The organism is Stenotrophomonas sp. 2YAF26 (assembly GCF_052114625.1).
In the GTDB taxonomy this organism is placed as follows: domain Bacteria; phylum Pseudomonadota; class Gammaproteobacteria; order Xanthomonadales; family Xanthomonadaceae; genus Stenotrophomonas; species Stenotrophomonas indicatrix.
Window position 1 is genome coordinate 88117 of sequence record NZ_JBFRFC010000007.1, and the last position, 24384, is coordinate 112500.

The window sequence follows — 24384 nt, forward strand, 5'->3', positions numbered from 1 at the left end:
ACCAGAGGGAGAGGTGGGCACCCACCAGGAAACGGTGGGGACCTACCGGGAACCGGCGTTACTCCGCCGGAACGCCCATTTCCTTCAGCAGTTCAGGTGCCGGGTAGACCTTGGCCAGCAGCCAGCGCAGGTAGCGCATGTCCACGTGCACGGCGCGCTTGTAGCGGGGGTCGAACCACCAGCTGGCACTGACCGACTCCCAGTTGCTGTCGAAGTTCAGGCCGATCAGTTCGCCCTTGGCGTTGAGCACCGGCGAGCCGGAGTTGCCGCCGGTGGTGTCCAGGTTGGTCAGGAAGTTGACCGTCTGGGTCTTCAGCGCGGGGTCGGCGGTGCTGCCGAAGTCGCCCTTGGCAATCGCAGCCAGCAGCGGCTTGGGGGCATCGAACGGATAGGCGTTGGTGTTCTTTTCGACGATGCCGGCCACCGTGGTCACCGGCGAATAGGTCACGCCATCACGCGGGTGCAGCGCTTCCACCTTGCCGTAGCTGATGCGCAGGGTGCGGTTGGCATCCGGGTACACCGCACGGCCCTGCTTGGCACGCCAGGCGAACAAGGCCTGCATGTAGGCCGGGCGCAGGCGCAGCTGTTCGCCTTCGCGGGTCTTGCTCTCGTTTTCGATGCGCAGCTGCGCGGCCACCAGCGGGGCGGCCACGGCGATCAGCGGATCGGCGGCCAGCGCCTTGCCTTCGCGGGCAGCGGCGAAACGGGACAGGCGCTGCGCTTCGTCACCCAGCTGGGTGCCGGCATACAGCGTGTCCAGCGCCTGCGCCAGCTGTGCCGGGGTACGGCCGAACGCCGTGTCGAACTCGGCCACGCGCTGCGCATCCGGCAACTGCTGGTAGCGCGTCAACAGGGTGGTCAGCAGCGCCTTCTCGACCTCGGGTGCATAGCGGCGCTGCACCTGCTTCAGCACGCCTTCGATCATCGCCTGGTCGCGCTGCTGGTAGCCGGTCTCGCGCTGCGCGTCCGGCTTGGCCGATTCAATGCGCAGGCGTTCCAGCAGTAGTGCCGAGCGCAGAAGTTGGCTCTGGCCGGCCATCTGCTCCAGCAGCAGGTCGCGCTCGCCCACCGCCGCGCCCTGCGACAGGTTGGCCAGCAGCGCCTTGATATCGCCCTGGTACTTGCGGTCGGTGGCGGCCAGCATCGCCTGCTCGTCGGCCGCACGCTGGGCCTTGGCATCGCTGCGCAGCAGCCCTTCCAGCTCACCGGCAGCGCGCTTGCGATTGTTCTTCAGCGACTGCAACTGCGAGGCATAACGGGTACGTGCCTGCGCATCCTTGGCACTGACCGCTTCGATGGTGTCGATCATCTGCTGGAACACCGACACCCGGCGCGGCAGCACGGTATCGATCTGGCCAGCGAATTCGGCGGCGGTGCGATGGCGGTAGGTGATGCCCGGGTAACCGGCCAGCATCGCGTAGTCGCCCTCCTTCGGGCCTTCCACCGACATCTGGAGGTGCGCCGGGGCCTGGTAGGGCACGTTGTCCTTGCTGTAGGCGGCCGGCTTGCCGTCCTTGCCCACGTAGGCACGCAGCAGGGTGAAGTCGCCGGTGTGGCGCGGCCACATGAAGTTGTCGATCTCATCGCCGTAGTTACCGATCGCGCGCGGCGGCGCATAGACCAGGCGCACGTCGCTCAGCTCAAGCTGGGCGATGCGGTAGAAGTCGGTGCCGTAATACATGTTGGCCACCGAGCAGCGCACGCTGCCGTCCTTCTCGCACTCGGCCACGATCTGCTTGCTGGCTGCATCCACCGCGTCGAAGTACGCGCGGCCGGTCTTGCCCTTGGCCTGTGCCAGCACCTGGTCGGTCACCTTGTCGAAGCCGACGGTCACCAGCACGCGGAAGTCCGGATTGGCCGGACGCTCGTCGGCGCGACCCTTGGCGATGAAGCCATCGTTGATGAAGTTGTGCTCGGGCGAGCTGTTGTACTGGATCACGCCCATCGCCACGTGGTGGTTGGTCAGCAGCAGGCCATCGGCCGACACGAACGAGCCGGTGCCACCGCCGGCACGCACGACCGCACTCAGCGGCGGCGCGGTCACGTTGGCCAAGTCGGCCGGGTTGCCCTTGAAGCCAGCCGCCTGCAGCGGCTTGGCCAGCTCCGGCAGCTGGGTCGGCATCCACATGCCTTCATCGGCGTGGGCGCCAGCGGCGAGGGTCAGGCCCAGGGCCAGGGCGGTGGGGAGGGCTTTGCGTGGCGACATGAGGCAATCCGGTACGACAGAACAGCCCGGGACCATAGCCGCTGGGGCCGGATGGGGCAACGGCCGATGGTTGGGTATGCGTGCACGGTAGTGCCGGCCGCTGGCCGGCAACCCACCGAATTCGGGATACGGTGCAGTTGCCGGCCAGCGGCCGGCACTACCACACCGTTATTTTTCCCGCCGCCAGTTCAACGAGCCACGGTTTTCCACCGTGCTCGATTCCACTTCCACGTCGAAGCCGCGGCGCAGCAGGTACTTCAGGGTGATCACCGAACCGGCGCCCACCAGCGACACGCCGTAGCCCACGTACAGCTTGGGTGAGATGAACTTGCCGACGCCGATGACCGAACCGCCCAGCGCGCGCGACTGGCTGACGCCGGCATCGTCCAGGCCGAGCTTGGCACCCAGCTGCGAAGCCAGCAGGCCGCTGCCGGCCGACAGCGCGGCGGATGCGGCGTTCACCTGCTGGGTCTGGTCGCTGCTGGCACCGGTCAGGCTGCGCCCCAGCACCAGGTAACCCAGTGCTTCGGACTGCGACATCGCCGGATCGGACCAGACATCGGCACGTGGCTGCTGCGCGCGCCCGGTCACGTCGATGCCGGCGGTGACATCACCGATCCGGCGCTCGGCGCGGATGTTGATGCGCGGGTCGGACACCGCGTTGTAGTTCCAGTTGAGGTTGCCGCGGGTGATGGTCAGGTCCTGGCCATAGGCCTTGTAGCGGCCGCTGACTTCCAGGCCGCCGTTGGCGGTCATCTCGCGGCCGGGCTTGGCCCAGACCTGCATCTTGCCGGTCAGCGCGCCCTTCAGGCCGAAGCCGGTCATCTTGACCTTGTCACCCAGGCTGACAGTCAGCTCCATGTCCAGCGGTGAGGTACGCGACTCTTCCGGATCGGCCGGGTCCAGCACCACCACGTCTTCGGACACCGAGGTGCCACGGTCCAGGCGTTCCAGATCGATGTCGGCCTCGGGCACGTGCACCGTTCCACGCAGCTCCATCGCGGCCTTGGCCAGAGTGAAGTCCAGATTGGGATTGGCGACGATGCGCAGTTCGCTGGTGTTGGACAGCAGCACATTCTCGCCGTGGATCTTCAGCTGCAGCGGCTGTGCATCGCCGAACCAGGACAGGCCGCCGTCGACATACAGCGTGCCCTTGCCCGAATTGGCCTGCGCGGTGATCTTGGCCGAGCCATCAGGCTGAGCAACGAAGCTGCCCTTGCCCTGGTCGAAGGTCAGGCCCAGCGCCGGGAACTCGCCCTTGAAGTTGCTCAGCTGCGCATCACCGCCCAGCGAGGGCTGGCCGCGCGTGCCACGCAGGCTCACGTGGCCTTCGATCAGGCCGGTCGGGCGCACCACGTCCGGCGAGAACAGTTCCAGCCAGTACAGGCGCGACATGTTGAGGTAGAGCTCGCCGTTGAGCGGCGCACTCGGTTCCCAACCGGTCTGCATCTTGGCATCGACGAAGCCGTTGCCCTGGAAACCCATGCCCAGGTAGCCCTTGATGCTGGCCGGGGTCATGTCCAGCTTCAGCGAGAACTGGTCATAGCGCACCAGTTCGCCACGATTGGCATCGGCCACGCTGGTGTTGCGGTTCTCGCCCAGGCGTACGCCGCCTTCGGCCGAGCGCACTTCCACATGCCCTTCCCACGCGTTGCCACGCGGACGGATCTGCGCGTCCATGTTGAGTTCGCCACGCAGGTAGATGCGCCGGCCGGACTGCGGTGGCAACCATGGCTGCACCAGCGCCAGCGGCAACGCATCGCCGCGCACAACCAGCCCTTCGCGCGGCCAGTTGGCGTGCGCACACAGGGCGCCTCCGGTCGCAGCACCCAGGCAGGTTTCGCCCAGCGTGTAATTGCTGCCGTTGATGGCGAATGCCGCAGGCGCACGCAGTGCCCACGCATCGCCCTTCACCGGCGCGATGCGCAGCGTGGCCAGTTCGCCACGCCATTGCTCGCCCTGCTGGCGCACGCTGCCCTGCAGCTCGATCGCGCCCAGTTCGTTGCGGGTCTGCGCGGCCAGGCGCAGGTTGGAGACACTGCCCTGCGCATCGATGTTCAAGCGTTCCAGCAGCATGCCGGCATTGACCTGCTGGCCCTGTATCGCCAGCGTGCCACTGTCGCCACGCCACGGCAGGCGGCCCTTGATGCTCAGGCTTTCAGCGCCGTAACCGTCCCAGTTGAGATTGTTGCCGACCAGGTCGGCGGTGATGTCCGGTGCATCGCGCGGGCCTTTCACCTGCACCTGGCCACGCAGGCCTCCATCGGCGCCGGGCAGCAGGTCGCTCAGCTGCAGCGGCTCGAAGCGCGCATCGATGTCCAGGCGGTCGCCGACCTTGCCCGAGGCGGTCACCCGGCTGCTGCCGACGGCCAGTTTCAATTCACCCTGGCCCTGCTCACCCTGCAGGGCGAACTTGCCTTGTGCATCCACGTTGCGCTGGCGCAGGGTGCCCTTCAGCGACGGCAGGTCCACCGTGGCCTCCAGCGTGCCCGCGGTGCCCGGCGGCGCGTTGGCCGGCGGCGGCAACTGATGTCCCTTGGACGCGAGATTGCCGGACAGACGGCCATCCCAACCCGGCGCGAAGTAGCCCGGATCGAAATCCTTCAGCGTGGCCTTGGCATCCCAGTCCAACTGCGGTGCCCACGCCACCTTGCCTTCCACCTGCAGCTGGCCGCCCGGCGTCTGCGCCTGCAGTTCGCGGATCTCAGCGGCCTGATCGTTGCCACGCACATCGAAGCGCAGCTGCGCCTTCTGCTTTTCGCGTTCGACATCGGCACGGCCGATCGCCGCCCAGGCCTTCAAGGTACCGGCCAGGCCGAAGCGCGCTTCCTTCAGCGTCACCGGCACCGGCGAACTGCCGGCGGTGTTCGGGTCCGGTGCCGGCACCCAGGTCAGGTCCTGCGCGATCACCGAGAAGTTCAGCTTCTGCTGGTCTTCCTGGCTGAAATCGGCGGTACCTTCCAGGCGTGCTTCGCCGCCCAGGCCCTTGACCACCAGCGGCGAGACCTTCAGCACCTGGTCCTGCAGCGAAACCACCGAGGGCGCCAGCTCCAGTTCCTGCTCACCCTGCTTCACCCGGCCATGCAGGTTGGCGTTGCCGCCCTTGCCGGAGGCGGTGAAGTCCAATGCCAGCGGCGCGATGGCCGAGCTGGCCAATGCCGGCGACAACAGCGCCAGGTCCAGCTCGTCGCTGCGTACAGTCGCGTTCCAGGTCGGATCGGTGCGGCCATCGAACACCAGCATCGCGTGCAGCGGCTTCGGTGCGCGACCGGCCAACGCCACTTCCATATGCGCCAGATCACCGCGCGCGACCAGGCCGACCGTGGCCGCGGTACGTCCGCGCGGTGCCGGCAGCACGGCAGTGACGGTGACGTCGGTGTCGTAGTCCTTGGCCGGGATGTAGCGGCCCTGGGCAGTGAAATTGCCCATGTCGCTGTCCACCACCAGCTTGCGCGCCTGGAACTCGCCATTGGCGATCTCGATGCCACCGCGCACGCGGCTGATGTCGATCACCGGCTCGTTGGCCTGGCTGATGCGGAAACTGTCGATGGCGATCACATCGGCCTGGATCGCCAGCGGCATTTCGATCTGCGGCAGCGAATCGGGCCACGACGGCAGCTTGAACGGCTCATCGCTCTTGGCCAGGTTGAGCGTGGCGTTGGTCAGTTCCAGCTTGTCCAGCAGCAGCTTGCGGCCCAGCAGCGGGCGCAGGTCCGGCTCCAGGTGCGCGCGCTCGGCGTGGAAATGGATGTCGTCGTAGCGGAAGTCGACGTTGTACAGGGTCAGCGGTCCGGCCACCGGACCATCGACCTTGTCCCAGGTGAAGCTGGCACCCACCGGCAGGCGCGCCACCACCTGCGCCAGCAGCACATCGCGGCCGGCCACCGTCTGCAGCAGCCAGTAAACGGCCAGCAGGGCGACCAGCACCAGGCCGACCACGCCCGCGCCGGACCATGCCCAGAAGCGGCGACGACGGTAGAAGCGCACGCGGCGCGGCGGCGTGTTCGGCGACGGAGTCGGTGCGGGCGTGCTCACAGGTCCGCTCCGATGTTGAGGTACAGCTGGAACTGCGAATCAGGGTTGTTCAGGCCATGCGCGATATCCACCCGCACCGGTCCCACCGGCGATTTCCAGCGCACGCCGAAGCCGACGCCGGTATGCAGATCGATGTTGGTATCGAAAGCACTGCCGGTATCGACGAACACCGCTGCACCCCACGGGCCGCCATTGAAGTAGTGCTCGTATTCGGCCGAGCCGACCACCAGGTGCTTGGCACCGAGCGCGTACTTGTCCGGTTTCGGCGTACGCGGGCCGACCTCACGGTAGGCATAGCCGCGGATGCTGCGGTCGCCACCGGCGAAGTAGCGCAGGCTGGGCGGCATCGCCACCAGGTCACTGGTCCAGGTGGTGCCGCCTTCGCCGCGCAGGATCAGGCGATTGGTAGGCCCCACCGGGATGTACCAGCGCAGCACGGCATTGGCCTGCACGAAGCTGGTGTCCGAACCGACGCCTTCGACGCCGGCACGCACCGTCGCGGTGCCACTGATGCCGCTGCGCGGGAACAGCTCGTCGTCCACCTTCACGTAGTCGGCCACGATCTGCGGGTAGACCAGCGTGGACGTGTTGTAGACCGCATCGGTGAACTCGGTGCCCGAGGCATAGCGCCAGCGCTCGCGCAGCGCGTTGATCGAGGCGATGGCGGTCCAGTTCTCGTTGATCTCGCCGCTGCGGCTGGCGATCAGCTTGAAGTTGCGCAGATCGATGTAGTCGGTCTGTTCGTCATAGGCACTGGCGGCGAAGGTGTACCAACCATCCAGCCAGTTGAACGCCGGGATGCGGTAGCTGGTGATCAGGCTCTTGCGCTTCTGCGCATAGTCCAGCTGGGTGTTCATCTTGTGGCCGCGGCTGTTCAGGTAGCGCCGTTCAAGGCCACCGCGCACACCGGCGCCACTTTCGCTGCCGTAGCTCAGACCGTAGGAATAGATGCTGCGCTTGGCCCGCGTCAGCTTCACATCAACCGGCACCTCGCCGTTCTCATCGGCCTGGTCCGGACGCGGCTGGATGTCGATCACGCTGAAGTAATCGAGCTTGGTCAGCGACTCGCGCAGGCGGTCCAGCTTGCCTTCGTGGAAGTAGCTGCCCTGGTCCCAGTACACCAGCGGGTCGAACAGCTTGTCGTCGAAATAGTTCTGCTCGAAGGTCACCGGGCCCATGTTGTAGCGGCGGCCGCTGTCCCAGGTCAGGTCGATGTCGGCAGCGTTGTCCGCGCGGGTGATCTGCACCTGGCGCTGGGTGTAGTCGGCGTCGAAGTAGCCGCGCTCGGCCAGGCGCCGGGTCACGGTGATCTTGCTGGCTTCGTACTGGGTGTGTTCGAAGCGCTGGCCCTTGCGCGGCTTGAACGCGGCCAGGTCGTCCTGCAGGTACTGGTCGTACATCGCCGGACCGGTGATGTCGATGTGCTCGCGGCGCACCAGCACCGGCTGGCCCTTGTCGACATGGATCAGCACGGTGACGTGCTCGTCCTGGCGTGGCGCCTCGACCTTGATCACCGGGTTGTAGTACCCGAACGGTTCCAGCGCCTGGCGGGTCTGCCGCTCGGCCTGTGACAGCAGGTATTCCAGGCGCGACTCGCCCTGCTCCTTGCCGATCGTGTCGAACAACGACAGCGATTCCTGGATGTTCTCGATGATCGCGGCGTCGTCGCCCTTGTCCAATCCCTTGATGTCCACCTTGTCGATGGTGCCGCGCGCATGGGCCACGGAAGTGGCGCAAAGCGAGAGGACCATCAGCGGCAGGGCGTATTTCGTTGGCTGCATGCGGCACAGCATACCGACCGAAGGTGACGATGCGAAATGCATCACGTCAATCCGGATCGGTTGTTAAGTGGCGGTCAAAATACGCGCCTTTGTGGCGATCATCGCGCCCGCATGCGGAAATATCGGCATCGCGTCGGTGCCGGCCCGCGGCCGGCACTACCCAGTAGATCCACGCCATGCGTGGATGCGGTCTGATTCATTGCGGGATCGTGGCGCTGCCGACCAGCGGCCGGCACTACCGGTGGGTGCCAAGCTTGCCTGGCACCCCATCTCAGCTCGACAGGTGCTCGATCGCCGCGACCTTGCCCAAGCGCTCGCCCAGCATCGTCAGCAACGCCAGGCGGTTGCCGCGCAGTGCCGGATCCTCGGCATTGACCATCACCCCGTCGAAGAACGCATCGACCTGCGGACGCAGGCGGGCCAGGCGCGCCAGCACGGCCACGTAGTCCTTCTGGTGCAGGCTGGCGCCGGTATCGTCGATGGCGGCAGTCACGGCTTCGGCCAGCGCGCGCTCGGCATCTTCCTGCAGCAGGGCCGCATCGATCTGGCCCGGAATATCGCCTTCGGCCTTACGCAGGATGTTGCGGATGCGCTTGTTGGCCGCGGCCAGCGCCTCGGCTTCCGGCAGCGCCGCGAAGATCCCGATCGCGTCCAGACGGCGGTCGAAGTCGTACAGCGAGGCCGGCTTCAGCTCGGCCACCGCGTTGAAGTGGCTGGCCGGCACGCCCTTGTCGCTGTAATAGCCCTTCAGGCGGTCGAGGATGAAGTCGTACAGCTCGGCCACGTCGGCCTGCACGTTGCGCGCGGCCAGCCCGGCGTTGGCGCTGGCCAGCAGCGCGCGCAGGTCCAGCTCGAAGCCGCTCTCGATGATCGTGCGGGCCAGGCCCAGCGCGTTGCGGCGCAGGGCGAACGGGTCCTTGTTGCCAGTCGGCTTCAGGCCCGCAGCGAAACCGCCGGCCAAGGTATCCACGCGCTCGGCGATCGCCAGCACCTTGCCCAGCGGCGACAGCGCGATGTCATCACCACCGAAGCGCGGCTGGTAGGCCTCGTCGATGGCCAGCGCCACCTCCGGCGACTCGCCACCGGCCACCGCGTAGTGGCGGCCGGCGATGCCCTGCAGTTCCGGGAACTCGTTGACCATGCGCGACTGCAGGTCATTCTTGGCCAGCTGCGCGGCACGCTTGGCCAGCAGCGGATCGGCGCCGACCTGCGGCGCAATCACTTCGGCCAGCGACACCACGCGCGCGACCTTGTCGGCCACGCTGCCCAGCTTGGCCTGGTAGGTCACCGTTTTCAGGCCCTCGCCCATTGCCTGCAGGCCCTGCTTCAGGTCTTCGTCGAAGAAGAACTTGGCATCGGCGAAGCGCGGACGGATGACGCGCTCGTAGCCCTTGGCCACTTCAGCGACGTCCCTGGACTCGATGTTGGCGATGCCGATGAACTTCTCGGTCAGCTTGCCGCCGTCATCCAGCACCGGGAAGAACTTCTGGTTGATCTCCATCGTCTCGATCAGCGCTTCCTGCGGCACCGCCAGGAACGCGCGCTCGAAGCTGCACAGCACCGCCGACGGCCACTCGACCAGGTTCACCACCTGCTCCAGGTTGTCCTCGGTGATGCGTGCGCTGCCACCGGCGGTGGCTGCAGCGGCTTCCACCTCGGCGACGATGCGCTGGCGACGCTCTGCCGGGTCAACCAGCACGAAGGCGGCGCGCAGCGATTCCACATAGTCCTGCGGCTGGGTCAGCCACACGGTCTTGTCGTGCAGGAAGCGGTGGCCGCGGCTCATCCGGTCGGCCTTCAGGCCGAACAGTTCGGCCTCGACCACGTCACCGCCGTGCAGCAGCACCAGCCAGTGCACCGGGCGCGCGAAGCCCCAGCTGTGGTCGCCCCAGCGCATCGGCTTGGGAATGGGCATGCCGGCGATGGCCTCGCGCAGGATCTCCGGCAGCAGCGCAGCGGTGCGCGCGCCCGGGGTCACCGCACGGTGCACGAAGCGCTCACCCTTGTTGTCGGTGGTCTTTTCCAGCGCGGTCCAGTCGATCCCGGCCTTGGCCGCGAACCCCTGCAGCGCCTTGGTCGGCTGGCCTTCGGCGTCCAGCGCGATGTTCAGGTACGGGCCCAGCACTTCGCTGTGCTGTTCCGGCTGCTCCAGGCCAACGCCCGGCAGCAGCACGGCCAGGCGGCGCGGGGTCGACAGCGGGCGTGCATCGCCCAGCTCCAGTTCCACGCCGCGCTTGCGCAGGCCGTCGACAACACCGTCGAAGAAGGCCTGGGCCAGGCCCGGCAGTGCTTTGACCGGCAGCTCTTCGGTGCCCAGTTCAATCAGCAGGGGAGACAAGTGGCTCATCGGTTCGATCCTGTGGTGGGGGCGCAGCGCGCGACGCGGCCGGCGCCCCTGGGGTAGTAGGTGAAACGCGTGATGGGAGAACGGGCCGTCAGGCCTTCTTCGCGCCCGGGAAGCCCAGCTTCTCGCGCTGCTCGTAGTAGGCCTTGGCCACCGCCTGGGCCAGCGCGCGCACGCGCAGGATGTAGCGCTGGCGTTCGGTCACGCTGATCGCACGGCGCGCATCGAGCAGGTTGAAGGTATGGCTGGCCTTCATCACCTGTTCGTATGCCGGCAGCGGCAGGTTCACTTCCACCAGCTTCTGCGCTTCGCGCTCGCAGGCATCGAAGCGGTGGAACATTTCTTCCACGTCGGCGTATTCGAAGTTGTAGGTGCTCTGCTCCACCTCGTTCTGGTGGTAGACGTCGCCGTAGGTCACCGGCTGCCCATCCGGGCCGTAGGTCCAGACCAGGTCGTAGACGTTGTCGCAGTTCTGCAGGTACATGCACAGGCGCTCGAGACCGTAGGTGATCTCGCCCAGCACCGGCCGGCACTCCAGGCCACCGGCCTGCTGGAAGTAGGTGAACTGGGTCACCTCCATGCCGTTGAGCCAGACTTCCCAGCCCAGGCCCCAGGCGCCCAGGGTCGGCGATTCCCAGTTGTCCTCGACAAAACGCAGGTCGTGCACCAGCGGATCGATGCCCACCGCCTTCAGCGAATCCAGGTACAGCTGCTGGATGTTGTCCGGTGCCGGCTTCATCGCCACCTGGTACTGGTAGTAGCGCTGCAGGCGGTTCGGGTTCTCGCCGTAGCGGCCATCGGTCGGGCGCCGCGACGGCTGCACGTAGGCCGCGTTCCAGGTTTCCGGACCGATCGCACGCAGGAAGGTGGCCGGGTGGAAGGTACCGGCGCCCACCTCCAGGTCGAGCGGCTGGATGAGCACGCAGCCCTGCTGGGCCCAGAACTGGTTCAGGGTCTGGATCAGGCCCTGGAAGGTGATCGGAACGGTCGGGGTCGCGGACATGCGGACGAGTCTTGGCCGGCAAAGGGGTGCGCTAGTATAACGGCCGACCTGCGGGGCATTCCGTACCCGGAAGGAGCAGGTGGATGGAACATCGGCTGCCCACGGGCACGCCCGGCGAGCCTGGCGCGGCACCGTTGCCGCCCGGTCGCCTGCAGTTCGAACAGGTTGCGGCGGCCCTGCTGGCCGATGGCGTGGTGGCTGCGCACGAGCGCGAGCGCATCCGCTTTTCCGCACAGGGCGCCCGCAATGCCAGTGAAGTGCATCCACTGGTGCTGCTGTCCAACCTCAAGCTGGCCGCCAGCGACGGCGGCGACCTCAATCTGGAACGCCTCACCGAGTGGCTGGCCCAGCGTACCGGCAGCCGCTACCTGCGCATCGATCCGACCCGGGTCGACGTCGCCTCGGTCACCGCCGTGGCCTCGCACGCCTACGCGCGCCGCCATCGCTTCCTGCCGCTGGCGGTGGATGGCGAACGCGTGCTGGTGGCCACCAGCGAGCCGCTGGCACAGGAATGGCTGCGCGACCTGCAGCACCTGACCCGCCTGCGCATCGAACTGGCGGTGGTCAATCCGCTGGACCTGCACCGCTACACCATGGAGTTCTTCGGCGTCACCCGCTCGGTGCGCGGTGCCCGTGGCGACGTACGTGGCGAGACCAGCACCACCCTGCCCAGCTTCGAGCAGCTGGTCGAACTGGGCCGCACCGGCGACGTCAATGCCGACGACCAGCACATCGTGCACATCGTCGACTGGCTGCTGCAGTACGCCTACGAGCAGCGCGCCTCGGACATCCACCTGGAGCCCCGCCGCGAAATGGGCCGCATGCGCTTCCGCATCGACGGCGTGCTGCACAAGGTGTTCGAAGTGCCACCGGCGGTGATGACCGCCGTGGTCAGCCGTATCAAGGTGCTCGGACGCATGGACCTGGCCGAGCGCCGGCGCCCGCAGGATGGTCGCATCAAGACCCGCTCGCCCGGCGGCCGTGAAGTGGAAATGCGCCTGTCGACCATGCCGACCGCCTTCGGCGAGAAATGCGTGATGCGCATCTTCGACCCGGAAGCGGCCTTCAAGAGCATCGACCAGCTCGGCTTCAGCCCGCAGGAAGCGGCCGGCTGGACCGCCCTGGTCGAGCGCCCGCACGGCATCGTGCTGGTCACCGGCCCGACAGGTTCGGGCAAGACCACCACCCTGTATTCCACCCTGAAGCGGCTGGCCACGCCGGACGTCAACGTATGCACGGTGGAAGACCCGATCGAGATGATCGCGCCGGAATTCAACCAGATGCAGGTGCAGACCAACATCGACCTGGATTTCGCCAGCGGTGTGCGCACCCTGCTGCGGCAGGACCCGGACATCATCATGATCGGCGAGATCCGCGACCTGGAGACCGCGCAGATGGCGGTGCAGGCCTCGCTGACCGGCCACCTGGTGCTGTCCACCCTGCACACCAACGACGCGCCCTCGGCCATCACCCGCCTGCTCGACCTGGGCGTACCGCATTACCTGCTGTCATCCACCGTCAACGGCATCCTCGCCCAGCGCCTGGTGCGCACCCTGTGCCCGCACTGCAAGCAGCCGCACACCCTCGGCCGGGCCGATTGGGCGGTACTGGCTGATAGCGAAGCTGCATATCCAGATGCCGCCACGCCCTGTCGGCCGGTCGGTTGCCTGGAGTGCCGACGCACCGGATTCCTCGGCCGCATCGGCCTGTATGAGCTGCTGCCATTGGGCTCGCGCCTGCGCGGGCTGATCCGTGCGGACATGGATCTGGCCGGTTTCAACCGTGCCGCGCGTGCTGAAGGTGTGCGAACCCTGCGCCAGGCCGGGCTTGAAAAGGTGGCACAGGGGCTGACTACAATCGAGGAAGTCCTGTCCGTACTACCTCCCCCGGATGAATCCAGCGCCCTTCCTGATCCTTGAAACCGGCCGCCCCGTGCCGTCGTTGCGCCGCTACGGGCGCTTTCCGCACTGGATCCGGGTAGCCGCCGGCCTGGAAGAACACGAGACCGTGGTGGTCGACGTCGAGCACGGCGCCGACCTGCCCGATCCACGCCAGTTCGCTGGCGTGCTGGTAACCGGCTCGGCCGCCTTCGTCACCGACCACGCCGAATGGAGCGAACGCAGTGCCGCCTGGCTGCGGCAGACCGCGCACGACGACGTGCCGGTGTTCGGCATCTGCTACGGCCACCAGCTGCTGGCCCACGCGCTGGGCGGCGAAGTGGCCTACAACCCCGCCGGGCGCGAATCGGGAACGATTGAACTGGCACTGGACCCGCAGGCCGCGCAGGACCCGTTGTTCCAGGGCCTGCCGAGCCACTTCGCGGCCCACGCCACCCATCTGCAGACCGTGCTGCGCGTACCCGAGGGTGCCGCCGTGCTGGCGCGCTCGCCGCTGGATGGCTGCCATGCCTTCCGCTGGGGCCGCCAGGCCTGGGGCGTGCAGTTCCATCCGGAATTTGCCACCCACCACATGCGTGGCTATGTGCGCGCACGCGCCGACTGCATCGGCCGTCATGGCGGTTGCGCGCGCAGCATCGAGCGCGCGGTCAGCGCCGCGCCGCTGGCGCGCCAGCTGTTGCGGCGCTTTGTCCGCCAGGCCCGGCTGTCTTCAGCCCAGCCGGTGGCAAAACAGGGATAATCGGCGGCACGGGCATACCGCCCGGCCCCTCCTGTCCCTCCCCGGATGTCCATGAAAGAGATTCGCAAGCTGCCAGCCTCGGCGGGCGCCCAGTGGTTGCTGGATACGTTCTCGCTGTATCGGCGTGCGCCGCTGCAGCTGGCCCGGATCGGCCTGACCTGGCTGCTGGTGAACTGGGTGGTCACCCTGCTGGGGACGATGCTGCCCGGCACCGCCGGCCTGGCCCTGCAGATGATGACGCTGGTGATTTCACCGGTGATGTTCGGCGGCATGCTGTACGCCATGGGTGAGATCGACCAGGGCCGTCCCGGCCTGGCCACCCATCTGCTGCAGCCGATCCGCGACCGCCGTGTCAGCCACCTGCTGGTGCCGCTGGCGATCCAGGTGCTGGCCGTGCTGCTGCTGGGCGCGCTGCTGTACCTGATGATCGGCCGCGAGGGCTTCACCGCCTTCAGCGACACCATGACCAAGATGCAGGAACTCGGCCGCAGCGGGCAGCAGATCAGCCCGGAAACCGCCGCCGAACTGGTCGCCAACCTGCCCGCGCAGCGCATCGCGCTGTGGATGCTGCTGGTGTTCTGCACCGCCGTGGCGCTGACCCTGGCGATGTTCACCCAGCCGGCACTGGTGGTGTTCGACCGCCAGAGCGGCATGCACGCGCTGCGCCTGAGCCTGCAGGGCTGCATCGAGAACATCGGCGCCACCGCCGTGTTCACCGTGCTCGGCCTGATCGCCGCGTTCTGCGTCTATGTGCTGTTCGTGATCGTGGTCCAGCTCGGCATGCTGCTGGGCGGCCCGCTGGCGGCGGCCTTCATCGCGCAGCTGGTGTTCACTACGGTGCTGATGCCGCTGTATGTCGGCGCGGTCTATTCGGCCTGGAAGCAGATGTTCGTGCATCGCGGCAGCCGCGGCGCACCGCCGGTGCCGCAGTCGCCGCCTGCCAACGACGTCTTCCACGCTTGAGCGGCGCTCAACGGTAGCGCCGGGCCATGCCCGGCACTACCAGGAATCAAGCAGCAGGCTTCTTGACCACCGAAGACGGCACCAGCCAGCGCGCGGCGTGGATGCCCAGCTCGTACAGCAGGCACATCGGGATCGCCAGCATCAGCTGCGACACCACATCCGGCGGAGTCAGGATCGCAGCGAGCACGAAGATGCCGACGATCGCGTAGCCGCGTCCTTCCTTGAACTGCTGCGGCGTGATCCAGCCCAGCAGCACCAGGATCACCATCGCCACCGGCAGCTCGAAGCTGCCGCCGAAGGCGAAGAAGATCGCCAGCACGAAGTCCAGGTAGGCATTCGCATCCGGCGTGATCGCGATCACTTCCGGGCTGAAGGTGGTGAGGAAGTGGAAGACCGCCGGCAGCACCAGGAAATAGGCAAAGGCGCAGCCGGTGTAGAACAGCAGCACCGAGGAGACCAGCAACGGCATCGCCAGGCGCTTCTCGCGTGCATACAGGCCCGGCGCGACGAAGGCCCACAGCTGGTACAGCAGCCATGGCACGGCCACGAACAGGGCCACGAAGAACGTCAGCTTCAACGGCGCGAAGAAGGCGCCGGCCGGGTTGGTGGCGATCATCGTCTGCCCATTGGGCAACTGCGAGATCAACGGCTCGGCCAGTGCGTTGTAAAGCTTCTGGGTAAACGGCAGCAGGCCCAGCAGCACAACGCCCAGCCCCAGCAGCGCACGCACCAGGCGCGCGCGCAGTTCAACCAGGTGTTCCACCAGCGAACTTTCGCCGAAGTCGTGTTCGCTCATGACGGGCGCTCCGTGCGCGCGGGCGTTTCGGTCGCGGTATCAGCAACGGCATCGCCCGCAGCTTCAGCGGTGGCGGGCGCAATGGCTGCACCTTCAGTCGACGCCACCACTGGCTCGGTCGCATCCGCCAGATGTGGGGGCTGTTCGGCCGGGGCCGGTGCACGCACCTGCTGCGCCAGCGTGTCGCTGTGCTGTTGCATCTGTTCGGCTTCGCGGCGCATGGCTTCGCCGCTGGCACGCAGCTGGTTCTCGGTGTCCTGCATGCCCTGGCGCACGTCCTGCATCTGCCGCTTGATGTCTTCGGCCTGCAGTTCGCGTTCCAGTTCCTGCTTGACCGAATCCCATTGATTACGCGCGCGGCGTACCCACAGTCCGGCGAAGCGGGCCGCCTTGGGCAGGCGCTCAGGACCGAGCACCACCAAGGCGACAACCGCGATCACCAGCAGTTCGCTGAAGCCGATATCAAACACCGCAACCGCTCCGGATCAACGCGGCTTGCGGTCGTGCTCGTCCTGCGCGGTGCGCGAGGCGTCCTGGCTGCGCGACTCATCGCCCAACTGTGCGTTCGGCTTGTCGTCGTCGTGCATGCCCTTCTTGAATTCCTTGACCGCCGAGCCGAGGTCCTTGGCACCACTGGTCAGGCGCTTGGTGCCGAACACCAGCAGGACGATGGCGAGCACGACCAACCAATGCCAGATGCTGAAACTGCCCATAAGTCGCTCGTTACGTTAGTGATCAGATTGCCGAGCATAGCGCACCGGCTGTTAGCCGGCGCGCGTGACGAAAGTCAGTTGTTGCCCAGTGTTTCAGTGCGGATTTCACCGTCGTTGACCGGCTGGAAACCCTGCTGGGCCGGCGGCGGGGTCTGCGGAACGGCCTGCAGCGGCGCCGTGGTCGCTTCAGCAGGCGCCGCTGGCGCTGCCTGAACAGGCTGCGGGGCAGGCGCTGCAGCGGCCGCCGGACGCGGTGCGTCATTGCCGCCATTGCGGTTGTTGCGCGCCGCGTAGGTGGCCTCTTCCAGGCGATCACGGAAAGCGACCACATCCATTGAAGGCGAGCCAGCCGCGCGGCCCTCGAAGATCATCCGCGGGGTGGTGTTGCTGCCGTAGGCGTCAAGGTTGGCAGCATCGTCGATCTGCAGGATCGCACCATCCAGGGCCACGCCAGCGAACAGGCCGCGGGCGCGCGACCACGACCAGATCTCGGCCTTCAGCTGGCCATCGGTAGCGGCGGCGGCATTGCGGCCCACCGGGCCGGCAGCCACACCGGCATCGGCGCCGAGAGTGAATTTGCCGTTGACGAGGTTGTCCAGGCTGCGGTCGTTGCGGAACACGAGCACAACGTCGGAGGACTGCACACCGGCCTGGAAGCCGATGCTGCCACCGGTAAGCTTGATGAATACCGGGTTGGACCACGCACCATTGGGCATGCGCACCGACATCAGACCGTGGCCACGACGTCCACCGATCACCAGACCGGCCTTGATCGTGTCGGGAATGACGATGACCGCGCGGCCTTCGTCGAGCAATTTGTCCGGAATGCCCTGTTCGGGGATTCCCTGGATTTCAGCCAGTACACGCACCGCGTTGCGGGCGCGCTGGTCTTCCTGCGGTCCGGCCATGGCCTGGCTGGACAGCAGGCTGGCGGCGATCAGCAGGGCTTGGATCGGGCGACGCATGGCAGGCTCCAGAAGTCAGTCCATAGGAAGATATAGCAGAAGATATAGCAAGTGACTGAAATTAGTAGTGTTGTGATGAATCTCCAATGAGCGTTGCCTGCTCATATCGCCCTTGTCGATGACAACGATCCAAACCCTGCATACCGACGTGACGATGGAATCGGCGACAATACCGCCCATGCTCGACGCACCCGATACCGCCGTATTGGCGGTCAACCTAGGCACGCCCGAGACGCCGACGGCTCCCGCTGTTCGTCGTTACCTGGCCGAATTCCTGTCCGACCCGCGCGTGGTCGCCATACCGGCACTGCTGTGGCAGCCCTTGCTGCGCGGCCTGATCCTGCCGTTACGCAGTGGCCGTTCGGCCGCCAAGTACGCCCAGGTGTGGCTGCCGGAAGGCTCGCCGCTGATGGTCCACACCCGCCAGTTGGCGCAGGCGATGCAGGCATTGCTGCCAACGCTGCGCGTACGCCATGCGATGCGCTACGGCGAACCGGCGCTGACCACCGAACTGGATCGGCTGGCCAGCGAGGGCGTGCGCCGCATCGTGGTCTTGCCGCTGTATCCGCAATATTCGACCACCACCACCGCCTCGGTCGAAGACCGCGTGGAGGCGTGGCAGCGCAGGAACCCGCAGGTCACCGTCAGCCTGGTGCAGGACTATTCGATCGATCCGGACTGGGTCGCCGCCGTCGCCGGCTCGATCCAGCGCTTCTGGCAGCAGCAGGGTCGCGGCCAGAAGCTGATGTTCTCCTTCCATGGCATTCCGCAGCGCCTTGCCGATGCCGGCGATCCCTATCCGCAGCGCTGCGAGGCCAGTGCACGTGCGATCGCCGCGGCGCTCGGCCTGGGCGCGGACGACTGGCAGATGGGTTACCAGTCGCGCTTCGGCCGCGAACGCTGGCTGCAGCCCTACGCCGAACCCAGCCTGTGGGAACTGGCCGAGGCTGGGGTAAAACAGATCGACGTGGTCTGCCCCGGCTTTGCCACCGACTGCCTGGAAACACTGGAAGAAGTCGCCATGGGCTTCACCGAAACACTGGCCGAGCGCGGCGCACAGATGCGCTACATCCCCTGCCTCAACGCCGCACCGGAACACGCCCGCGCACTGGCTCGGCTGGCCGTGGCCTCGCTGGCATGAGCCTGCAGCCGTTTGAGCTGCAGGTCGCGGGCGTCCGTGTCGCCGGCCTGCGCCGGCCGGGTGAGGGTCCGCGGGTGCTGGCCCTGCACGGCTGGCTCGACAATGCGGCCAGCTTCGTTCCGCTGGCGCCGCATCTGCCGCACCTGGACCTGGTGGCGATCGATCTGCCCGGGCATGGCCACAGCGCGCATCTGCCGATCGGGGCGATGTACACCACGCCAGCAGCGATCACCCATGTCCTCGATGTCGCCGATGCACTGGGCTGGGACCGGTTCACCCTGATCGGCCATTCGATGGGTGCCGGCATCGCCAGCCTCGCCGCAGCGGTCAGTGATCGCATCGAACGGCTGGTCGCCATCGAGGCACTCGGCGGCCTGCGCGGGCCGGAGGAAGAAACTGCCAGCCGCCTGCGCGAGCACGTCGACGCCACCCGAGCACTGGCACGCAAGCAGCTGCGCGTGTTCCCGGACCTGGCTGCACCGATCCGGGCGCGGATGATGACCAATCAGCTCAGCGAAGGCTGCGCACGCCTGCTGGTCGAACGCGGTGTCGAGCCGGTCGAAGGCGGCTATCGCTGGTGCAGCGACCCGCGCCTGATGCTGCCCACCGCGATCCGCCTCAGCGAAGGCCAGATCGACAACCTGCTGCAGGCCATCACCTGCCCGACCCAGGTGATCTATGCCACGCCTGCGCAGTCGTACTATCCCGAGCCGATGCGCAGCGAGCGCCTGCAGCACCTGCGTGACGGCCGCCTGGCGGTATTCCCCGGCAACCATCATCTGCACATGGAACACCCGGCAAAGATTGCCGCGGTCATCGATGCATTCCTGAGCGGAAACAGCAACGCGCGCTGACCATCGTCGGCTGCGCGCACTTCACTCTGCGCCAGTGCGGCCGATAGAACGGTAGTGGGCCCCTGCGTCCACAGCACGCAGGCCCTTTGTGCCTGCGGCTCGTTCCTGGTTCTGCAAGGAAGACCGCATGTCCCGTCTGCTGCACCGTCATCCACAGGATGTGGTCACGGTGTCCGTCCTCCGCGTCGCTGCCTGCGCCGCATTCCCCGAATTCCCCGACCGTGCCGTCGTTGCGCTCATCCGCGCAGCGCGTTGCATGGCCGCTGCCGTCCGTTGATCCAGGAGTTGCCGATGTCCATTGCGTCCTCCCGCCCGCCCGACCAGGGCCGTGTCCCTTATCTGCAACAGCTGGCCCAGCGAGGCGATCGTCGCCTGCTGCTGGGCAGCGTGGTATTCGCAGCGATCGGCCTTGTGCTTGCCGTGCGCGGCACGTCGGTGCCCGCTGCGAGCACCGTTGTCGCCGCAGTGCTGCCAGCCGCCTGGCTGGGCTGGCGCCAGGCCGGCCATGCGCTCGCGCGAAACGGGCTGGCCGTAGTGCTTTCACTGCAGTTGAGCCTGCTCTGTCATATCAGCGGATTGAATGCCGCATTGCCCATCGCGCTGCTGCTGGGCGTGCTGCTCATCCAGCGTGACCGCATGCCGTTGTGGCTGGCCGGCGCCGTGGGTGTCAGTGCGTTGCTGGCGCCGTTGCTTGATGGGGCGGCCGTCCTGCCGCCGCTGTTGAATGCCATGGCCCTGGCGGTGCTGACGCTGGTGCTGGGCCAGACCGCCGCCCGCCTGCGCCAACAGAGTGAAGCGCTGGGTCACGGACCGCACCGCCTGGCCGCATTGGCGCGTGACATCGCCACGGGCGCCGACCTCGGCGCACACACCGACGCACGCAACTACGCACCCGGTTCCCTGGCCCACGCGCTGGCCGATACCGCACGCCATGTGCAGGCGCAGCGCGGCCGCGAGGCCGAAGCACATGCCGAGAACGCGCAGATCCGCCAGGCACTGGATGCCTCGCGCACGGCGATGATGATTGCCGACAACGATCACGTCATCCGCTACGTCAACCGCTCGGTGGTGGCGCTGCTGCGCAACCAGCAGGCCACGCTGCGCCAGGCCTTCCCCGATTTCGACGCCGAGCGGCTGGTCGGCAGCAGCATCCATCGCTTCCATGCCAACCCTGACCGCATCCGCGGCATCCTCAATGGGCTGCAGGCGACACACAACGGCAAGGTGCGGATCGGGCCGGTGCACTTCGCCCAGGTCGTCACCCCGGTGTTCGACGCACAGGGCGCTCGCCTGGGTTTTGCGGTGGAATGGCATGACCGTACCCACGAACTGACGCTGGAGAATGCCGTCGCCGGGATTGTCGATGCCGCCGCGCAGGGTGATCTGGAACAGCGCCTGCAGGCCAGCGAAGGCGCCAGCTTCCTCGACGGCCTGACCGGGGGCATCAACCAGCTGCTGGACACACTGGGCAGCACGGTCGACGAAGTGCGGCAGATGCTTTCGGCGATGGCCAACGGCGATCTCGACCGTCGCATGCAGGGCGAGTACCACGGCGCGTTCGCCGCCATCCAGCGCGATGCCAACGCCACCGCCGGCCAGCTGGCGCGCATGGTCGGCCACATCCAGCACTGCGCCACCACCATCAGCACGGCCGCCAGCGAAATCGCCGCCGGCAACGGCGCGCTGTCCGAGCGCAGCGAGCGACAGGCCGCTCATCTGCAGGAAACGGCCGCCTCGATGGAGGAGCTGACCGCCACCGTGCGCCAGAACGCAGCGCATGCGCGCCAGGCCAGCGAGCTGGCCGCCTCCACCCAAGACGCAGCAAGTGATGGCAACCACGCCATGCAGCGGGTGGTCGACACCATGCAGGCCATCGAGGGTGCGTCGAAGCGGATCGGCGACATTACCGGTGTGATCGACGGCATTGCCTTCCAGACCAACATTCTCGCGCTCAACGCAGCGGTTGAAGCGGCACGCGCCGGCGAGCAGGGGCGCGGGTTCGCGGTCGTCGCCAGCGAGGTCCGTGTGCTCGCGCAGCGATCGGCGGCGGCGGCCCAGGAGATCAAGGTCCTCATCGACGAGGCAGGACGTCAGGTCGGCGAGGGCGCCCAGTTGGTGGCCGATGCCGGACAGCGCATGCAGGGCATCGTCGGCGGCGTGGAGAACGTAAGCCACCTGATGCGCGAGATCTCGGCGGCGTCACAGGAGCAGTCCTCCGGTATCGAGCAGATCAACCAGACGGTGGTGCAGATGGACCAGGCCACGCAGCAGAACGCGGCGCTGGTGGAAGAAGCCACTGCGGCGGCACGTGAACTGCAATCGCAGGCAGGTGCACTGAACCAGGCGGTATCGGTGTTCCGGCAGCGCGAGGCCGCGTTGATCGACTGAGCCGCAGGCCTGCTCCCTTGAAGAAAGGCGGCGCCCGCAGGGCGCCGCCTTTTTGTTGGGCGTGGTTCCCGGCGAGGTTGTTTGACTCAACGGGTACGAAGGCAATCCGTTCAAGGCTGCCCGCGACACGATGATGAGGGTCGGGGCACCTGCTACTGCGGCGAAGCATATCCGCCAGCTCTGTGCTCCACAGAATGCGGCACTCCCTGGGCGCCGCATCTACGCGTGGGTGCTGAGTCCCGGTAGTGCCGGCCGCTGGCCGGCAACCTCATGAACATCACGCGGCTGCACATGCTTGCCGGCCAACGGCCGGCACTCCCCTTGGTTTCTCGCGCACAAAGAAAAACCCCGCTGCATGAGCAGCGGGGTTTTTGGGGTATAAACCCTGGCGATGACCTACTCTCGCATGGCTTAGGCCACACTACCATCGGCGCAGCTACGTTTCACTTCCGAGTTCGGGATGGGATCGGGTGGTTCCATAGCGCTAATTTGGCAACTTGAGGTTATATGGTCAAGCCTCTCGGATCATTAGTATCAGTTAGCTCAATACATTGCTGTACTTACACACCTGACCTATCAACCACGTAGTCTACATGGTTCCTTCAGGGGGCTTGTGCCCCGGGAGATCTCATCTTGAGGCGCGCTTCCCGCTTAGATGCTTTCAGCGGTTATCGCTTCCGAACATAGCTACCCGGCAATGCCACTGGCGTGACAACCGGAACACCAGAGGTTCGTCCACTCCGGTCCTCTCGTACTAGGAGCAGCCCCTCTCAAATCTCCAACGCCCATGGCAGATAGGGACCGAACTGTCTCACGACGTTCTGAACCCAGCTCGCGTACCACTTTAAATGGCGAACAGCCATACCCTTGGGACCGACTACAGCCCCAGGATGTGATGAGCCGACATCGAGGTGCCAAACACCGCCGTCGATATGAACTCTTGGGCGGTATCAGCCTGTTATCCCCGGAGTACCTTTTATCCGTTGAGCGATGGCCCTTCCATACAGAACCACCGGATCACTAAGTCCTAGTTTCCTACCTGCTTGATCCGTCGATCTTGCAGTCAAGCACGCTTATGCCTTTGCACACAGTGCGCGATGTCCGACCGCGCTGAGCGTACCTTCGAGCTCCTCCGTTACTCTTTAGGAGGAGACCGCCCCAGTCAAACTACCCACCATACACGGTCCCCGATCCAGATAATGGACCCAGGTTAGAACGTCAAGCACGACAGGGTGGTATTTCAAGGATGGCTCCGCCACAGCTAGCGCCATGGTTTCATAGCCTCCCACCTATCCTACACAGACGAACTCAACGTTCAGTGTAAAGCTATAGTAAAGGTTCACGGGGTCTTTCCGTCTTGCCACGGGAACGCTGCATCTTCACAGCGATTTCAATTTCACTGAGTCTCGGGTGGAGACAGCGCCGCTGTCGTTACGCCATTCGTGCAGGTCGGAACTTACCCGACAAGGAATTTCGCTACCTTAGGACCGTTATAGTTACGGCCGCCGTTTACTGGGGCTTCGATCAAGAGCTTCGCCTTGCGGCTGACCCCATCAATTAACCTTCCAGCACCGGGCAGGCGTCACACCCTATACGTCCACTTTCGTGTTTGCAGAGTGCTGTGTTTTTGATAAACAGTCGCAGCGGCCTGGTTACTGCGACCCTCTTCAGCTATAGCTCGCACGAGCCACCAAAAAGGGTGCACCTTCTCCCGAAGTTACGGTGCCATGTTGCCTAGTTCCTTCACCCGAGTTCTCTCAAGCGCCTGAGAATTCTCATCCTACCCACCTGTGTCGGTTTACGGTACGGTCTGCGTAAGCTGAAGCTTAGGAGCTTTTCCTGGAAGCGTGGTATCAGCAACTTCGCCATAAAGGCTCGTCTCGGTGCTCGGTCTTAAAGGATCCCGGATTTGCCAAAGATCCAAACCTACCGCCTTTCCCCGGGACAACCAACGCCCGGTATGCCTAACCTTCTCCGTCCCTCCATCGCACTTACGCGAGGTGCAGGAATATTAACCTGCTTCCCATCGACTACGACTTTCGTCCTCGCCTTAGGGGCCGACTCACCCTGCGCCGATTAACGTTGCGCAAGGAAACCTTGGGCTTTCGGCGTGCGGGTTTTTCACCCGCATTATCGTTACTCATGTCAGCATTCGCACTTCCGATACCTCCAGCAGACTTCTCAATCCACCTTCAACGGCTTACGGAACGCTCCTCTACCGCGTACATATAAATATGCACACCCCAAGCTTCGGTTCTGTGCTTAGCCCCGTTAAATCTTCCCCGCAGACCGACTCGACCAGTGAGCTATTACGCTTTCTTTAAAGGGTGGCTGCTTCTAAGCCAACCTCCTGGCTGTCTGTGCCTTTCCACATGGTTTTCCACTTAGCACAAAATTTGGGACCTTAGCTGTGGGTCTGGGTTGTTTCCCTTTTCACGACGGACGTTAGCACCCGCCGTGTGTCTCCCATACAGTCCGTCTCGGTATTCGGAGTTTGCAATGGTTTGGTAAGTCGCGATGACCCCCTAGCCATAACAGTGCTCTACCCCCGAGAGGAT

16 protein-coding genes and 2 rRNA genes (1 of these 18 only partly in view) are annotated in these 24384 nt (G+C 65.9%); 7 read left to right on the plus strand and 11 right to left on the minus strand.

The window, feature by feature from the left end; all coding sequences use genetic code 11:
* Positions 1-58 precede the first annotated feature (58 nt).
* The 5 genes from AB4Y98_RS09400 to glyQ form a co-directional block, all read right to left on the minus strand.
* Positions 59-2206: a S46 family peptidase gene (locus AB4Y98_RS09400; RefSeq protein WP_442244234.1), complete on the minus strand. Its 2148-nt coding sequence runs from the start codon at positions 2204-2206 to the stop codon at positions 59-61.
* Between the two features lie 168 nt (positions 2207-2374).
* A complete protein-coding gene (locus tag AB4Y98_RS09405; RefSeq protein ID WP_442244235.1) occupies positions 2375-6241 on the minus strand; it encodes a translocation/assembly module TamB domain-containing protein in 3867 nt (1288 codons plus the stop codon).
* A complete protein-coding gene (locus tag AB4Y98_RS09410) occupies positions 6238-8034 on the minus strand; it encodes an autotransporter assembly complex protein TamA (RefSeq protein ID WP_081794577.1) in 1797 nt (598 codons plus the stop codon). Before AB4Y98_RS09410 ends, AB4Y98_RS09405 begins: the two co-directional genes overlap by 4 nt.
* Positions 8035-8293: 259 nt before the next feature.
* The gene (gene glyS, locus AB4Y98_RS09415; RefSeq protein WP_428703765.1) at positions 8294-10369 is read right to left on the minus strand and encodes a glycine--tRNA ligase subunit beta; all 2076 of its coding nucleotides are present in this window, start codon (positions 10367-10369) and stop codon (positions 8294-8296) included.
* An 88-nt stretch (positions 10370-10457) separates the two neighbouring features.
* Positions 10458-11369, minus strand: a complete 912-nt coding sequence (glyQ, locus tag AB4Y98_RS09420; protein WP_025878768.1) for a glycine--tRNA ligase subunit alpha — start codon at positions 11367-11369, stop codon at positions 10458-10460.
* A gap of 83 nt (positions 11370-11452) precedes the next feature.
* Between glyQ and AB4Y98_RS09425 the strand changes: the two genes are divergently transcribed.
* From AB4Y98_RS09425 to AB4Y98_RS09435, 3 genes are read left to right on the plus strand one after another with little or no spacing between them, the layout of a single operon-like run.
* A complete protein-coding gene (locus AB4Y98_RS09425; protein WP_312111473.1) occupies positions 11453-13288 on the plus strand; it encodes a GspE/PulE family protein in 1836 nt (611 codons plus the stop codon).
* On the plus strand, positions 13260-14006 hold the full coding sequence (locus AB4Y98_RS09430; protein ID WP_025878766.1) for a glutamine amidotransferase: 747 nt from the start codon (positions 13260-13262) through the stop codon (positions 14004-14006). The genes AB4Y98_RS09425 and AB4Y98_RS09430 overlap by 29 nt, the downstream gene beginning before the upstream one ends.
* 51 nt (positions 14007-14057) lie before the next feature.
* On the plus strand, positions 14058-14969 hold the full coding sequence (locus AB4Y98_RS09435; RefSeq protein ID WP_049465015.1) for a BPSS1780 family membrane protein: 912 nt from the start codon (positions 14058-14060) through the stop codon (positions 14967-14969).
* 46 nt (positions 14970-15015) lie between these two features.
* On the opposite strand, the gene tatC is transcribed toward AB4Y98_RS09435, so the two are convergent.
* The 4 genes from tatC to AB4Y98_RS09455 all read right to left on the minus strand — a co-directional run bounded on the left by tatC (position 15016) and on the right by AB4Y98_RS09455 (position 17443).
* On the minus strand, positions 15016-15765 hold the full coding sequence (gene tatC / locus AB4Y98_RS09440; RefSeq protein WP_099819942.1) for a twin-arginine translocase subunit TatC: 750 nt from the start codon (positions 15763-15765) through the stop codon (positions 15016-15018).
* Positions 15762-16235, minus strand: a complete 474-nt coding sequence (gene tatB / locus AB4Y98_RS09445; protein WP_312112645.1) for a Sec-independent protein translocase protein TatB — start codon at positions 16233-16235, stop codon at positions 15762-15764. The genes tatC and tatB overlap by 4 nt, the downstream gene beginning before the upstream one ends.
* A 15-nt stretch (positions 16236-16250) precedes the next feature.
* On the minus strand, positions 16251-16478 hold the full coding sequence (tatA, locus tag AB4Y98_RS09450; protein ID WP_025878762.1) for a Sec-independent protein translocase subunit TatA: 228 nt from the start codon (positions 16476-16478) through the stop codon (positions 16251-16253).
* A gap of 74 nt (positions 16479-16552) precedes the next feature.
* On the minus strand, positions 16553-17443 hold the full coding sequence (locus tag AB4Y98_RS09455; RefSeq protein ID WP_025878761.1) for a lipid-binding SYLF domain-containing protein: 891 nt from the start codon (positions 17441-17443) through the stop codon (positions 16553-16555).
* Positions 17444-17621: 178 nt separating this feature from the next.
* Here AB4Y98_RS09455 and hemH point away from each other — a divergent pair, with 178 nt between their 5' ends.
* The 4 genes from hemH (at position 17622) to AB4Y98_RS09475 (ending at position 21826) form a co-directional block, all read left to right on the plus strand.
* The gene (gene hemH / locus AB4Y98_RS09460) at positions 17622-18584 is read left to right on the plus strand and encodes a ferrochelatase (RefSeq protein WP_442244281.1); all 963 of its coding nucleotides are present in this window, start codon (positions 17622-17624) and stop codon (positions 18582-18584) included.
* Positions 18581-19438: an alpha/beta fold hydrolase gene (locus AB4Y98_RS09465; protein WP_442244236.1), complete on the plus strand. Its 858-nt coding sequence runs from the start codon at positions 18581-18583 to the stop codon at positions 19436-19438. The genes hemH and AB4Y98_RS09465 overlap by 4 nt, the downstream gene beginning before the upstream one ends.
* A gap of 127 nt (positions 19439-19565) precedes the next feature.
* Positions 19566-19715, plus strand: coding sequence for a hypothetical protein (locus AB4Y98_RS09470; protein ID WP_154231535.1), 150 nt, complete (start codon positions 19566-19568; stop codon positions 19713-19715).
* Between the two features lie 14 nt (positions 19716-19729).
* Complete coding sequence (locus tag AB4Y98_RS09475) at positions 19730-21826, plus strand: methyl-accepting chemotaxis protein (protein ID WP_442244237.1); 2097 nt, start codon at positions 19730-19732, stop codon at positions 21824-21826.
* Positions 21827-22209: 383 nt separating this feature from the next.
* Here the strand turns inward: AB4Y98_RS09475 and rrf are convergent.
* A 5S ribosomal RNA gene (gene rrf, locus AB4Y98_RS09480) occupies positions 22210-22324 on the minus strand.
* Positions 22325-22333: 9 nt separating this feature from the next.
* Positions 22334-24384, minus strand: a 23S ribosomal RNA gene (locus AB4Y98_RS09485) (it continues 830 nt past the right edge of the window).

Excerpts from the sequence above, each read along its gene's own strand:
- AB4Y98_RS09400 (WP_442244234.1), bottom strand. The coding sequence starts at position 2,206 with ATGTCGCCACGCAAAGCCCTCCCCACCGCCCTGGCCCTGGGCCTGACC.
- AB4Y98_RS09410 (WP_081794577.1), bottom strand. The coding sequence starts at position 8,034 with ATGCTGTGCCGCATGCAGCCAACGAAATACGCCCTGCCGCTGATGGTC.
- glyS (WP_428703765.1), bottom strand. The coding sequence starts at position 10,369 with ATGAGCCACTTGTCTCCCCTGCTGATTGAACTGGGCACCGAAGAGCTG.
- glyQ (WP_025878768.1), bottom strand. The coding sequence starts at position 11,369 with ATGTCCGCGACCCCGACCGTTCCGATCACCTTCCAGGGCCTGATCCAG.
- AB4Y98_RS09425 (WP_312111473.1), top strand. The coding sequence starts at position 11,453 with ATGGAACATCGGCTGCCCACGGGCACGCCCGGCGAGCCTGGCGCGGCA.
- AB4Y98_RS09430 (WP_025878766.1), top strand. The coding sequence starts at position 13,260 with ATGAATCCAGCGCCCTTCCTGATCCTTGAAACCGGCCGCCCCGTGCCG.
- AB4Y98_RS09435 (WP_049465015.1), top strand. The coding sequence starts at position 14,058 with ATGAAAGAGATTCGCAAGCTGCCAGCCTCGGCGGGCGCCCAGTGGTTG.
- tatC (WP_099819942.1), bottom strand. The coding sequence starts at position 15,765 with ATGAGCGAACACGACTTCGGCGAAAGTTCGCTGGTGGAACACCTGGTT.
- tatA (WP_025878762.1), bottom strand. The coding sequence starts at position 16,478 with ATGGGCAGTTTCAGCATCTGGCATTGGTTGGTCGTGCTCGCCATCGTC.
- AB4Y98_RS09455 (WP_025878761.1), bottom strand. The coding sequence starts at position 17,443 with ATGCGTCGCCCGATCCAAGCCCTGCTGATCGCCGCCAGCCTGCTGTCC.
- hemH (WP_442244281.1), top strand. The coding sequence starts at position 17,622 with ATGCTCGACGCACCCGATACCGCCGTATTGGCGGTCAACCTAGGCACG.
- AB4Y98_RS09465 (WP_442244236.1), top strand. The coding sequence starts at position 18,581 with ATGAGCCTGCAGCCGTTTGAGCTGCAGGTCGCGGGCGTCCGTGTCGCC.
- AB4Y98_RS09470 (WP_154231535.1), top strand. The coding sequence starts at position 19,566 with ATGTCCCGTCTGCTGCACCGTCATCCACAGGATGTGGTCACGGTGTCC.
- AB4Y98_RS09475 (WP_442244237.1), top strand. The coding sequence starts at position 19,730 with ATGTCCATTGCGTCCTCCCGCCCGCCCGACCAGGGCCGTGTCCCTTAT.